13 protein-coding genes and 1 tRNA gene are annotated in these 12,415 nt (G+C 57.2%); 3 read left to right on the top strand and 11 right to left on the bottom strand.

Annotation, left to right across the window (positions count from 1 at the left end):
- Nucleotides 1-16: 16 nt before the first annotated feature.
- The 7 genes from AC2FNB_RS12390 to AC2FNB_RS12360 all read right to left on the bottom strand — a co-directional run bounded on the left by AC2FNB_RS12390 (nt 17) and on the right by AC2FNB_RS12360 (nt 6,125).
- Nucleotides 17-979 carry an ornithine cyclodeaminase family protein gene (locus AC2FNB_RS12390; RefSeq protein ID WP_496746687.1) on the bottom strand — a complete coding sequence of 321 codons (963 nt, stop codon included), beginning with the start codon at nt 977-979 and terminating at the stop codon, nt 17-19.
- Nucleotides 980-1,004: 25 nt separating this feature from the next.
- Nucleotides 1,005-1,790 (bottom strand): inositol monophosphatase family protein, encoded by a 786-nt coding sequence (locus tag AC2FNB_RS12385; RefSeq protein ID WP_496746684.1) that lies wholly within the window; start codon nt 1,788-1,790, stop codon nt 1,005-1,007.
- Between the two features lie 9 nt (nt 1,791-1,799).
- A complete protein-coding gene (locus tag AC2FNB_RS12380) occupies nt 1,800-2,546 on the bottom strand; it encodes an amino acid ABC transporter ATP-binding protein (RefSeq protein WP_496746681.1) in 747 nt (248 codons plus the stop codon).
- A gap of 1 nt (nt 2,547) precedes the next feature.
- Entirely contained in the window at nt 2,548-3,243 is a 696-nt protein-coding gene (locus tag AC2FNB_RS12375; RefSeq protein ID WP_496746679.1) for an ABC transporter permease, read from the bottom strand.
- The gene (locus AC2FNB_RS12370; protein ID WP_496746677.1) at nt 3,240-3,932 is read right to left on the bottom strand and encodes an ABC transporter permease; all 693 of its coding nucleotides are present in this window, start codon (nt 3,930-3,932) and stop codon (nt 3,240-3,242) included. The genes AC2FNB_RS12375 and AC2FNB_RS12370 overlap by 4 nt, the downstream gene beginning before the upstream one ends.
- A gap of 95 nt (nt 3,933-4,027) precedes the next feature.
- Entirely contained in the window at nt 4,028-4,834 is an 807-nt protein-coding gene (locus tag AC2FNB_RS12365; RefSeq protein WP_496746675.1) for an ABC transporter substrate-binding protein, read from the bottom strand.
- 37 nt (nt 4,835-4,871) lie between these two features.
- Nucleotides 4,872-6,125: a cysteine desulfurase-like protein gene (locus AC2FNB_RS12360; protein WP_496746673.1), complete on the bottom strand. Its 1,254-nt coding sequence runs from the start codon at nt 6,123-6,125 to the stop codon at nt 4,872-4,874.
- Nucleotides 6,126-6,307: 182 nt separating this feature from the next.
- On the opposite strand from AC2FNB_RS12360, the gene AC2FNB_RS12355 reads away from it, so the two are divergent.
- On the top strand, nt 6,308-7,129 hold the full coding sequence (locus tag AC2FNB_RS12355; protein ID WP_496746671.1) for a helix-turn-helix domain-containing protein: 822 nt from the start codon (nt 6,308-6,310) through the stop codon (nt 7,127-7,129).
- 381 nt (nt 7,130-7,510) lie between these two features.
- Here AC2FNB_RS12355 and AC2FNB_RS12350 read toward each other — a convergent pair whose 3' ends face one another.
- The 4 genes from AC2FNB_RS12350 to AC2FNB_RS12335 form a co-directional block, all read right to left on the bottom strand.
- Complete coding sequence (locus AC2FNB_RS12350) at nt 7,511-9,067, bottom strand: relaxase family protein (RefSeq protein ID WP_496746669.1); 1,557 nt, start codon at nt 9,065-9,067, stop codon at nt 7,511-7,513.
- A complete protein-coding gene (locus AC2FNB_RS12345) occupies nt 9,064-9,534 on the bottom strand; it encodes a plasmid mobilization protein (protein WP_496746667.1) in 471 nt (156 codons plus the stop codon). Before AC2FNB_RS12345 ends, AC2FNB_RS12350 begins: the two co-directional genes overlap by 4 nt.
- Entirely contained in the window at nt 9,531-10,223 is a 693-nt protein-coding gene (locus AC2FNB_RS12340; protein ID WP_480748531.1) for a hypothetical protein, read from the bottom strand. The genes AC2FNB_RS12345 and AC2FNB_RS12340 overlap by 4 nt, the downstream gene beginning before the upstream one ends.
- Nucleotides 10,224-10,543: 320 nt before the next feature.
- Nucleotides 10,544-10,620 (bottom strand) — tRNA-Arg (locus AC2FNB_RS12335).
- A 113-nt stretch (nt 10,621-10,733) separates the two neighbouring features.
- On the opposite strand from AC2FNB_RS12335, the gene AC2FNB_RS12330 reads away from it, so the two are divergent.
- A complete protein-coding gene (locus AC2FNB_RS12330; protein ID WP_496746665.1) occupies nt 10,734-11,759 on the top strand; it encodes a LacI family DNA-binding transcriptional regulator in 1,026 nt (341 codons plus the stop codon).
- Between the two features lie 4 nt (nt 11,760-11,763).
- On the top strand, nt 11,764-12,415 hold a 652-nt coding region (locus AC2FNB_RS12325), incomplete at its 3' end, for a DNA glycosylase AlkZ-like family protein (protein ID WP_496746663.1).

Raw genomic sequence — 12,415 nt, 5'->3', positions numbered from 1 at the left:
CGTGTCTCCCGATCACTCAGCCCTGTTGCGCCTGTGACAATTTCCAGATTCCGCAAGCCATGGCGATGTCTTCCAACCCCAACCCGACAGAACGGAAATAGACCGGTCTGTGATAAGCGGGCAACGGAGCCTTGTTACAGGCTAGCATCGCCAGATCGCCCTTCACCTGTGCAGACGACCAGCCGTGTTCTGCCTCGGCCATACGCATCTCGGCAGCGGCACCAGGTGTGGTGGGCGCATAGTCACAATAGACATCGGCGCCGGTCAGGAATTCGGGCGGCACCTCATGCGCGTTGGGGGCGTTGGTGCTGATCGAAGTGATCAGGGCAGGTTGGCCGATATGCGCAGGATCAATCACCGGAATGCCGGACGAGGTGCAGAGCATCACCACATCCGCACCCGCGATGCAGCTATTCGCATCCGACGCAATAGAGATACTATCCGAGAGGCCGTGCCACTGTGCCTGTTTGTCGTAGTTGCTGGCCAGTGTAGGTGAGTAGACGCTGATACTTGCCCAGCTCCGCAGCCCCAGAACATGCCGCAGATGAGCTTTGGCAACCGGACCGCTGCCGATGATCGCCAGATTTCTCGCGTCTTCAGGTGCCAGATAGTCCACAGCGATTGCGGTTGTACCTGCGGTGCGTTCAGTGGTCAGACGGCCAGCATCACACCACACCAATGGCTGGCCGGACTCCATGCTCATCAGAGCCGTCCAGGCGGTAATGATCGGAGCGGCATCGGTTACGATATAGGGTGAAAGCTTGGCCCCGAAGACCCCCATTGCCTCGATCGCGCCGAGGTAAATGATGAAATCGCCATCCTTGCCGGGAAACTCCGTTACAGTTTGTACAGGTTGTACGGCCTTACCACCGCTGAGGGCCCTGAACATCTCTCTCAGCTCGGCTTGAACATTCAGTTGCGGCAGCAGCGCGTCAACTGAGGCACTGTCGAGGATCACCGGTAAGGTTGAATGTTGCATAGAAATATCCTCCGTCAGGTCCGGGTCAGCTCTGCATGATCGCAATGGTTTCTTCCAGCCGCGCTTTGTCCCCCGCCGCCAGAACTGTCCCTTGCATATCAAACGAAAGCGCTTCTCCCTCCCAGTCGGTCACAAATCCGCCCGCGCCTGTAATGACCGCTGCCGGGGCATAGATATCGAAGGCATCGAGACCGCCATCCAGAGCAAGGTCGGTCCGCCCTGAGGCGAGAACCCCGTAGGAATAGCAGGAGCCGCCATATTGCACATACTGCACGCGCCCGCGGACGCGGTCGAACTTCTCCTGCTGCGATGTGCTCATGAAATCTCGGTTGCTACAGGTCGCAAAGGCCACACCCATCGACGGGCAAGAACGTGTGCGAACCGGAGAGCCGTTGAAAAGTGCGAATTCACCTGCAACGCCGACCCAGCGTTCATTCGTCATGGGATGCTCGATCACGCCCAGATAAGGCGCGCCCTGCCAGGCCAGCGCGATGAGCGAGCCGTATACCGGAATGCCCGCGACAAAGGCAGCGGTGCCGTCAATCGGATCCAGCACCCAGACAAACTCGGCATCGGTATTGGTGTTCTCGAACTCCTCCCCCAGGATGCCATGATCGGGGAATGCATCGGCGATCATCTCGCGCAAGGTGGCCTCGACCGCCTTGTCGGTCGCAGTCACAAAAGACGCATCCGCTTTGATCTCGACATCCGGTTCAAGCCGACTCGCCTCCAGCAACATGGATCGACTGCGATCAGCCAGTGTTTCGGCAAAGGGCAAGAACTCCGCATGGGGAGGAAGGTCGGTTGTCACGGCGTGCCTCTAATGCTTAAGAATTTGACTGAGGAAAAGCTTGGTGCGCTCACTCCTCGGGGCGTTGAAAAACTCTTCCGGCTTGGCTTCCTCGACGATCTCACCCGCATCCATGAAAATCACCCGATCCGCGACCGAGCGGGCGAAACCCATTTCGTGGGTAACACAGATCATAGTCATGCCGTCCTGAGCCAGATCGACCATCACTTCGAGCACCTCGTTGATCATTTCCGGGTCAAGCGCCGAGGTGGGTTCGTCAAACAACATGACCTCGGGTTTCATACACAACGCCCGAGCGATGGCGACGCGCTGTTGCTGCCCGCCGGAAAGCTGGATCGGGTACTTGTTGGCCTGCTCGGGTATCTTGACGCGTTCGAGGTACTTCATCGCCACCTCGCGAGCCTGCGATTTCGGGGTTTTGCGCACCAGCTTTTGCGCCAACATCAGGTTGTTCAGAATGGTCATATGTGGAAACAGGTTAAAGCTTTGGAATACCATGCCGACCTCTCGGCGCACGGCATTGAGGTCCTTGAGGTCATCGGTAAGTTCAATCCCGTCGATAATGATTGTGCCTTCGTCGTGTTTCTCCAGCCGGTTGATGCAGCGGATCATGGTGGACTTGCCGGACCCGGATGGCCCGCACACCACGATCCGTTCGCCTTTTGTGACGTTGAGGTTAATATCCTTCAGCGCCTGGAAGGTGCCGAAATGCTTGCCCACCCCTTGCATTTGAATCAATGGTGCAGAAGATGTCATGTCAGCCCTCCCTCACGGCGTAGCGGCCAATGTATCGCTCAATCTGTCCCAGCAGCCTCTGTATGAAGAATGTCAGGATCATGTAGATGATGGCGAGCGAGATAAATATTTCATAGGGCGCATAGGTCTGTGCCACGATGGTCCGCGCGATACCGGTCATGTCCATCAAGGTGATGGTGCTGGCCAGAGCCGTCGATTTCAGCAGGCTGATGATGTCATTTCCGTATGCGGGCAAAGCAAGACGCGTGGCAATGGGTGCGGTCAGATAGATGAAACGCTGCGGTTTTGACAGGCCAAGGGCCTCTCCGGCCTCTAGCACACCCCGGTCCACCCCGAGCACACCGCCACGCAGGATTTCCGACACATAGGCGCCGGTGTTCAGGGTGAGCGCCACGATGGCACAACCGAACGGGTCGCGGAAGATGGGCCACAAGATGCTCTCGCGGATAAATTCCAGCTGTGGAAACCCGTAATAGACGATGAATATCTGCACCAGAATCGGGGTGCCGCGAAAGACGTAGATATAGACCTGTGCGGGCCAGGACAGATACCATTTCCCGCTGATGCGCATCAGCATCAGCACGATTGCAAGCAAAAGGCCAAGGAAACCCGACAGGATCATTAGCTGAAATGTCAGGCCAATGCCCATCAGCATCTTTGGCAGCGACTCGGTAATGAGTGACAGATCAAAACTCATGACGCCCTCGTTGTGCGTTGGCCAAAGCGTTCAAGCCCCATGACCGTCAATGTGATTACCGTGGAAAAGCCGAGGTAGATGAGGCCGACCACGATATACATGGTGAAAGGCTTGCCAGTTGAGCCGATGGCCTGTTTGGCGACGAACAGTGTCTCATTCAGACCGATGATCGAAATAAGCGCCGTGTCCTTGATCAATGACAGCATGTGGTTGCCGAAGGCGGGAAGCGCCAGCCGCCACATCTCGGGGATGCGGATGTAGATGAAGGTTTGTAGGTTCGACATGCCCAGCGCACGCGCGGCCTCGATGCTACCGGGCTTCACGCCGAGAAATGCACCACGAAACGTCTCGGTCGCGTAGGAGCCGACGATCAAGGCGATGGCGATGGTTCCAGCCCAAAACGGCGGCACATCCAGGAACTTGATCTCGGGGTCGAATAACTGAGCGATCGCGGTCAGGGTAATGGCCGACCCGAAATAGAGCAGCAGGATCACCAGGATTTCCGGCGTTCCGCGGAAAATAACTGTGTAAGCGCCTGCCAGTTTCTGGGCGATACGATTGTTCGACAACTTTGCCGCCGCACCGATCAGGCCAAAGAGGATCATCAGGACAAGTGATGCCAGAAACACCTGCAGAACGACAACCGACCCCCAAAAGAAGTCATCCCACCATCCGGCCAAGACTTCCACACTACGCCCCTTCGATTATCTGTTTGGCAGGTGCCAGTTACTTAGGCCCAACGCGGCGGCGCATCCGGAAACACGCCACCGCATCAGGAAGAAGATCAGCTGTCGCCCCATTCCTCGTTATGGATTGGGAAGGGGAAGTACTTCAGCGCGTATTCAGTCAGCTTGCCATCATTAATCAGCTGCTTGATCGCACCGTTCAGACGCTCTTTCAGCTCGGGCTGACCCTGACGCAGGCCGATACCCACACCGATACCGAAAAACTCGACCTCGCTGATCGCCGGGCTGACGAATTCAAACCCGCTGCCCTCTTCCTGGGTCAGGAACCGCAGATGTGCCTTCATCGGGTTAGTCATGATCGCATCGACCCGGCCATTGACCAGATCCAGATACATCGGCTCGGCCCCGTCATAGAGCACCACCTCGGCATCGGGCAGCTTGGCGTTGAACCAACTTTCATAGGTCGACGCGCGCTCCAGCCCGATCCGCAGACCGGCGAAGTTTTCTGGGATCGGATTACCCGCGTCGTCGAACAGGCTGACGTCCATCCCCGATTTACCGACGATCCGACCGACGCTGTCGCGGTAAGGGCTGGAAAAATCGATCTTTTCAAGGCGGCTTTCCGTGATCGACATCGAGGCCACGATCAGATCGAACTTGTTGGCGAGCAGCGCAGGGATCATCCCGTCCCACTGTTGACAGACGAATTCAAGTTCGGCGCCGATGATCTCGGCAACACCGTTGGCCACATCCACGTCGTAACCGGCCAACTCGCCCGATTCCGTGCGGTAGTTGAACGGCACGTAGGTGCATTCCATACCAACCCGCAGTTTTTCCGCCGAGGCAGGTGCGCCAATGGCGAATACGGCTGCCGCGACAGCCAGAAGTTTGATAGCAAGTTTCATTTTTGTCTCCTCCATGTCAGGAAATAATGGCCGGTTTCTATCCGGCTTCTGTGATGGTTTGCGAAATCTGCTGCACTGTCTGGTCAATCTCGTCGGCGGTATTGTAGTGCGCGATCCCCACCCGAACGACTCCTTCGTCCAGCGGAAGTCCGAGGGCGCGGGCGGGCTCGTAAGCGTAGTTGTGACCGTGCCACACATGAATCCCGGCCCGGGCCAGCGCCGTTGCAATCGTATCGGGCGACAGCCGGTCATGCCGGAAGGAAACCGTGGGAACGCGTTCACCGATACGGTTGGGATTGACGATACCATAGATCGACAGGCCTGGGATATCCTCAAGCCCGGCGATTAGGAGGTTGGTCAGCGGCTCTTCATAGGTTCGCGACGCTTCATATGCCCGAGCAATCAGCGCACGGCGGTCACCACTGCCGCCGTTGATCTGGCCCAGTTTTTCAAAGTAAGCGATTGTGGCCGACAGACCTGCTAGCAATTCGTATTGCGGTGTACCCATCTCAAAGCGGTCCGGGCTGTCATCGGATACGCATCGTCCTTTGTAAGGATAGAGCGCGCGCAACAGGTCTTCGCGCCCCCAGACGATTCCCAGATGCGGACCGAAGAACTTGTAGGACGAGCAGGCAAGGAAATCGCAGCCCAGATCCGCAACATCGACCAGGTGATGCGGGGCCAGCTGCACCGCATCGACATAGACCAGCGCACCCGCATCCTTTGCGATGCTCGTCAGTCGTTTCACATCGTTGATGGCACCGGTCATATTGCTGGCAAAATTTATGGCCACTAGACGTGTGCGTTCCGTGAGTTGTGCCTCCAGGTCCTCGGGCTCGACCTGCCAGCTATCGCGGTTGAAATCGACCCAGCGAATCTCTAGCCCCTTGTCTTTGGCGATTTCCAGCCAGGGTCCGACATTGCCCTCGTGCTCCATCCGACTGATCACGATCTGGTCGCCGGGTTGAAAGTCGTGACAAATACTGCGCGACATATGAAAGGTCAGGCAGGTCATACTCTGTCCGATAACAATCTCGGCGGCAGATTTTGCGCCCAGGAACGCCGCCATATCTTCATGCGCGCTCAACCAGACTTGGTCGGTTTCGATGCTCGTGCGAAACCGGCCTCCCGCATTGCTGGATTGTTGCAACAGGTAGTGGCCGATGGCATCGACCACCATTCCCGGCACCTGCGTACCTGCCGGATTGTCCAGATAGACCCGTGCCAGACCCTCATCCGTCACCGAAAGCGACGGGAAATGATCGCGGATCACTGAGATCGGAAAATCCATAATCGTTTTGTTCCCCACGGCGCCTTTTCAACCTGCCGTTTTGTCCGAATGTCTGGCGAAAACTGTGCAGGTTCTATCATCCCAAAGGATGAGAACTGCGGTATTTGGCTTGATCCAAGAACGATTGTATTTGAAAAATAGCTCCGAATGATGTCTGGAAAACCTGCCTAGTGAAGCATGATATGCTCCAAAACAGCTATCCGGCACTGACGGATACGATGCTTGTCTCGTTGATCGAGCTGGTGGGCCGTGACAGCTTTGCCGCAGATCTGGCTGCGCTCCTGGATACGCAATTGGGCCATGACCACTTTCACATCTTTCTCTACCGGGAAAAGCTGGCACCGGCGCTTCTGGCAAGCCGGCCATGTCCCACCAGTTACGAACGCGGCCTCAAGAATTACCTGACATATACCTACGTCATCAATCCGGCCTATCGGGCATACCGGATGGGGCGGCAGGCCGGGGTCTACATGATTTCGGATTTCATTCAGAATGATAACCGACCCTTCATCGACGTGCATGATGTCGATGTCCATATCGAGGACAGCGAACCCATCGGTTACCGCACTCCGGGCTGGCCCAAGAACATGGCCGAAGTGATCGTTCTCGTCAGCCTGCCCAACAAAACAATGCTCGATATCAGCATTATGACTCCGCTTGGCAGCCAGCAAACCAAGGATTGCAAAGCTTCGCTAGAGCGTCTGTTTCCAATTCTCAATGCTATTCTGCTGCGCCAATTTGCGATCAACCCCGGCAGTCTCGATGCAAAAACCACGGCTTCAGGACAAGAGGAACGATTCCACGATTTTGGTGGTGATGTTTTGACGGCGCGTGAGCGCGAGATTGCGCAGCTCATACTGATTGGCCACAGCAGCAATTCCATCTCGCTCAATCTGGGCATTTCCATGCCCACGGTCAAAACGCATCGCCGTAACATCTACAGCAAGCTTCAGATATCGTCGCAGGCGGAACTGTTTAACCTGTTTCTCCTGCACCTCAAATAAAGCCTGCGTCTGTAATTCTGATCAATGTATCGAGCCTGCGCAGAAAAAAAGTTGACCCCGGTGAGATTTACTTTGGCAAGGCTTTTATAGATTGCATAAACTCAACTTTTTCCGGTTTACTTGGCGCTGGCTGACTTTGCGGGTGTCGTCGGCGCTGCCGCGAACTCGAATGGCTGTTCTTTCTGGCTTTGCTGAAGTTTAAGCATCGCGCAGCATCTTTCGAAATGGGCTCTTTCGAGCTCTTCGCTGCATTCTACATGAAGTTCCGGTTTATCCGCTACGCACCCAGCAAAGAAATCGCAGACGTGTGGTGGATTGCTGCAGAACGAATCTAAGATTCCCACTGCAGACCCTCGAACCACGCCAACATTTGCAGTTAGATCAAAGCGAATGTCCGGCGCTGCGGTGGCTATCTCTCGCGTCTAACTCTCTTTCAGTCGCTTCTCGGCGTCTTTCGCTAGTTTCCAGCTGGTCTCTAACCCCGCCTGCAGCGTCGCGTAATTCTGCTCCTCGCGCAGCAAGTCGGCCAATGTGGTGACGGACGTGAGATGTGATTTCATCAATAGCGCCACGCAATGCGCCAAGCCATTCACCTTGCTTTCGATCCTGCTGGTCGAGCGCTTCTCCAAGGCGTGCAATTCCTTGGCTGAACTCTCGCAGGCCGTCACCAACCGCTCGACGGATGCGAGCAATTCGCGTTCCAATGCTGTCAGGGTCTGTGTCATCTAGGGTTCCTTGATCTCGATACAGATGACCGGCGTCCCGGCCATGGTGCAGGTCTTCAATTCGGTCCGGTCGGGGTCCAGCGTCACCCATGTCTGCCCAGCCTGTTCGATCCGTGTCAGGCCAAGCCTCGTCATCTCCGAGCGCGTGATCAAGCCCGTCCAAAACCAACTCGCAATCAGCACTGTCGCGATCCAGGATGAGACCATCACCACGATCACCCAGGGTGAGATCGTCAACCAGCGCCTGATCGTCTCGCTCCGCCTCTCCAACTCGCTCCTGCTGTCGCTCAGAAAGAACCTGATATCGGTCTCGATTGTATGCAGCGCGCTGGTCGCAATGCTGCTGAAATCGCTCCTGAAGCTCTCCAGTTGAGATGCCATCAAGGCGGCGTGGTCGCTGCGTACTGTCTCCAGGTCCGCGTTCAATTTCTCGGCGAGGCGGTTCGGCTTGCCAGTCGTCATGGAAAATCTCTCCTTTCAAACGCCAGCGCTCGCCGGTGTCGGGGTCTTTGGCGGTGATGTAATTCTTGCTGGCACGGGGGATATCAAAGCCTGCATCGGCCAAAGCATCGATCATGCTGGCGCGGTCGGTGATGGTGCCGACGCTGATCTGATCGAGGATGCAATCGTGCAGCGCTTCGCGACCTTGCGCGCGCGTCGGCGCTTCAATCGTCGCCCTCACTTCGCGAGCGCGATCTGGCTCCAAAGGGTCTGCCCAACCGTGCGTCTTGTTCATCAAATCACGCAGGCTGGAAAAGGCGTTTTCATGGCCTGGCGGTGCGATGTTCAACGCCTTGCCCGTGCTCAGCTCAAGGCGTGGCGTGCAGAAGTGCAGCTCGACATTGCCTTCATGCGAGTGGCGCACCCAGAGACAATCGTATTGATCCCTGTCCAGCCCAGCAAAGGCCAGAGCCTCAAATAGCTCAATGGCCTCTTGCTGGGCGGCGGGACTGGGATCGTCGCTGTCGGCAAAGCTGATCACACCTGCCGTGTAGCTCCATTTGTTGGGGCTCGCATCGATAAGGTCGCGGGTCTGATCAGGATTGCCGTGCAGCACCTCGGGCAGCGGGTCGCGGATCTTGGTTTGCGGCTGGCCGTTGTCATCACGGATCAGATTGCGGTTCTCGTCATAGGCCAGAACTTCGCGCGCGGTCAGGTAGTCGATGGGGGCTGCACCGCCTCCCGTACCGGTGGAGAAGAACGACATGATCATTCGCCACCGCCCGTGTGTGCCGCCACGATCTGCGCCAATTGCCGCTCGATGGCCACAAGCTGCGTCGCGACCTTGAGCGCATCGATCTGGCTCGCGCGGCCGGATTTGACCGCGCCGTTGATCCAGCGGGAGAGCTGATTGAGGTTGCCGCCGACGCGGGCAATCGCAAAGGTCAGCTTCGGGTCAACTCGGGGGACGGGCTTGCGCCGACGTGCCTCGGTCAGCCCCAATGCCTCGCGCATCAGCGTGGCATTGGGCAGGCCAGCGGCGCGCGCCTTGGCCACAAGCGCGGCCTTTTCCGACGGGGTGCATCGAAAGATCACGCTCTCGGAAAGGCCCTCTTTGACGCCGCTTGCGTGCGTTTGGTTGGGGTTTGAAGGGGAGGCTGGCCGCCCCTCACAAGTCCCGCCGATGTAATCGGTGGGTAACCTTGCTCTCTGCTCTTTGTGGAGATCGATCGCACTCATGCGCTAAGCCCCGCCGCTTCGATTTCAGCTGAGCTGACTAGGTTCGCGGCTAGCAAAGCGGTCACTTGGCCGGGTGTTATGTGGCGGCAAAGGGGATGCTTGTCCGTGACCCAATCGGCCAAACCTTTCAGCAATTCAGCCTCTTTGGCTTTGCCCGCTTCTCGCGCCTCCTCAACCTCCTGAAGGTATTTCAACCAACGGCCAGAGGAGAACCAATTGTCGGAGAAGCACACCTTGGAGCGGGTGAAGCCTTCGCTCTCGGTCGCATAGGTCCGCACGGCGTCCTCGAGGTCTTTGGCGTCCACTCCGTCGGCCAGCGCTTGGCGGATTTGCGAGTTACAAACCGCTTTGCCGCGAACGCGATCCTCGGGGTAGGCGGACAAAATCTTTTCTGAAATCTCATCCTCCACCGCTACCTTCGCGTGCGAAGGATTTGGTTTTTGATATGGTTTATATCTGTTCTTATAGGATTTGCCCTCAGGGGCAGATGGCTTGCCCTCAGGGGCAAATGCATCATTTTCCCTTTCGGTCAGATCGATTTGCCCATTTGGGCAAATGGAGTTGCCCAAGGCATACCAACAGGTCCGATCATAACGATCATCGCTGAAATTGCCCTTGATGATCAGCTCTGCGCTGACCAGCTTTTCGAGCGCTGTTCGGATCTGCTTTTCGCTCAGATAGGGGAACAACTCACTAAAGGCCGAGATCGAATTGTAAGTCCAATACCGCCCGTCTCGAAGGTTGCGGCGATTGGCTTGGTTCTTCTCGATCCAGAAGGTGATGTTCTGGAAAATCACCGCCGCGTTCAGGCCAACACGTCCCGCGATTTCGGGATCAAAGCTATGGCGGCTCATGATTGGCCCCCGAAATACGCACAAACGTGCGAATTTTGTACAGGTTTTGTACGAGAAATCGGCCGTTTCAGTCGATTACGGCCCGAAAGCTGACGGGACTTTTTGCAGTCTTCCGCACAACGTCCTGTAAATAAGCCATATTTTTCAGGTGGTTTTGGCGACCCCGGCAGGATTCGAACCTGCAACCTGCCCCTTAGGAGGGGGCTGCTCTATCCAGTTGAGCCACGGGGCCACGCCGCCCCTCTGTAACCGCCTTTGTTCAGCTTGTCATGGCCTTTGAGGACAGTTGTACAAATCTATTCGTTCGCGCTACCATCGGGCAAAACAAACAGCGCAGGTATCCAGGTGACTACAGAAACAAAACGCCCGCTCACCCTTCGTGATGTCTCGGAAGCCTCCGGCGTGTCCGAAATGACCGTCAGCCGGGTGTTGCGGAATCGGGGGGATGTATCGGATGCCACGCGCACGCGTGTCCTGGCCGCAGCGAAAGAACTTGGGTATGTCCCGAACAAGATTGCCGGCGCGCTGGCCTCGAACCGGGTGAATCTGGTGGCGGTGATCATCCCGTCGCTGTCCAACATGGTCTTTCCCGAGGTTCTGACCGGCATCAACCAGGTACTGGAAGATACCGAATTGCAACCGGTGGTGGGCGTCACCGATTATCTGCCCGAAAAGGAAGAGAAGGTGCTGTACGAGATGCTCTCGTGGCGGCCCTCGGGTGTGATCATCGCCGGGCTGGAGCATACGGAAGCCGCCCGCGCCATGCTTGATTCCGCCGGGATTCCGGTGATCGAAATCATGGATGTTGACGGTAAGCCGGTGGATGCGATGGTCGGCATTTCGCACCGCCGCGCCGGGCGCGAGATGGCGCAGGCGATCCTGAAAGCGGGCTATGAACATATCGGCTTCATGGGCACCAAGATGCCGCTGGATCACCGGGCCAGAAAGCGTTTCGAAGGGTTTACCGAGGTCTTGGGCAAGAACGGGGTCGAGATAGAGGATCGCGAGTTCTATTCCGGCGGTTCGGCACTGGCCAAGGGGCGTGAGATGACGCAAACCATGCTGGAGCGATCACCCGAGCTTGATTTTCTTTATTATTCCAACGACATGATCGGCGCGGGTGGGTTGCTGTACCTGCTGGATCAGGGCATCGAGGTGCCCGGTCAGATCGGGCTGGCGGGCTTCAACAATGTCGAGCTGTTGCAGGGCCTGCCGCGCAGGCTGGCGACTATGGATGCCTGTCGGCTGGAAATCGGGCGCAAGGCGGCCGAGATCATCGCGGCGCGGTTGGAAAACCCGGACACCGACATTGAAACGCGCGTCACGCTGACCCCCAAGATCAGCTATGGGGACACGTTGAAGCGGCGCTGAGTTCGTGGCGCTGCAACGGCTGGATAATCGCGCTGCCCGGGCACTGTTTCTGGACCGGCATGCATTGCTGGAACAGCCAAGCGGCCCGACCAAGGGAGCGTCGTTGCTGGAATTGATCCAGCGCTTGGGCTTTGTCCAACTGGACAGCATCAACACGGTGGCGCGGGCACATGACATGATCCTGTTCGCGCGCCGGTCGGCGTACCGAACGGACAACCTCAAGCGGCTCTATGAGCGTGACCGGGCTTTGTTCGAGCACTGGACGCATGATGCCGCTGTCATCCCGATGACCTTCTATCCACACTGGCACTTGCGGTTCGAGCGCGATGCCGAGCTGCTGCGGGCGCGTTGGAAGAACTGGCGCCGCGACGGGTTTGAACAGAGGTTCCAGTCGGTTCTGAATCACATCCGCGAGCATGGCCCGGTCGGATCTTCCGACGTGGGCACGGATGAAAAGAAGGGCTCGGGCGGATGGTGGGACTGGCACCCGTCCAAGACTGCACTGGAATACCTGTGGCGCTCTGGCGCTTTGACGGTTGTGGGACGTGAAGGGTTTCAAAAGCGTTATGACCTGACGGAACGGGTGATCGAGACGCATCTTTGCCCCGGTCGTACCCCGTGCGATGCCGAGGGCACGGTGAACTGGCTGTGCAATG

This window comes from Ruegeria sp. BHSB058, from assembly GCF_059613285.1.
Note: the sequence above shows the minus strand (reverse complement) of the source record. Positions and strands in the feature narration are given on the sequence as shown.

Bases quoted from the DNA above. Each gene is read 5' to 3' on its own strand.
- AC2FNB_RS12365 (WP_496746675.1), bottom strand. From the start codon at position 4,834: ATGAAACTTGCTATCAAACTTCTGGCTGTCGCGGCAGCCGTATTCGCC.
- AC2FNB_RS12380 (WP_496746681.1), bottom strand. From the start codon at position 2,546: ATGACATCTTCTGCACCATTGATTCAAATGCAAGGGGTGGGCAAGCAT.
- AC2FNB_RS12345 (WP_496746667.1), bottom strand. From the start codon at position 9,534: ATGAGTGCGATCGATCTCCACAAAGAGCAGAGAGCAAGGTTACCCACC.
- AC2FNB_RS12375 (WP_496746679.1), bottom strand. From the start codon at position 3,243: ATGAGTTTTGATCTGTCACTCATTACCGAGTCGCTGCCAAAGATGCTG.
- AC2FNB_RS12355 (WP_496746671.1), top strand. From the start codon at position 6,308: ATGCTCCAAAACAGCTATCCGGCACTGACGGATACGATGCTTGTCTCG.
- AC2FNB_RS12390 (WP_496746687.1), bottom strand. From the start codon at position 979: ATGCAACATTCAACCTTACCGGTGATCCTCGACAGTGCCTCAGTTGAC.
- AC2FNB_RS12350 (WP_496746669.1), bottom strand. From the start codon at position 9,067: ATGATCATGTCGTTCTTCTCCACCGGTACGGGAGGCGGTGCAGCCCCC.
- AC2FNB_RS12360 (WP_496746673.1), bottom strand. From the start codon at position 6,125: ATGGATTTTCCGATCTCAGTGATCCGCGATCATTTCCCGTCGCTTTCG.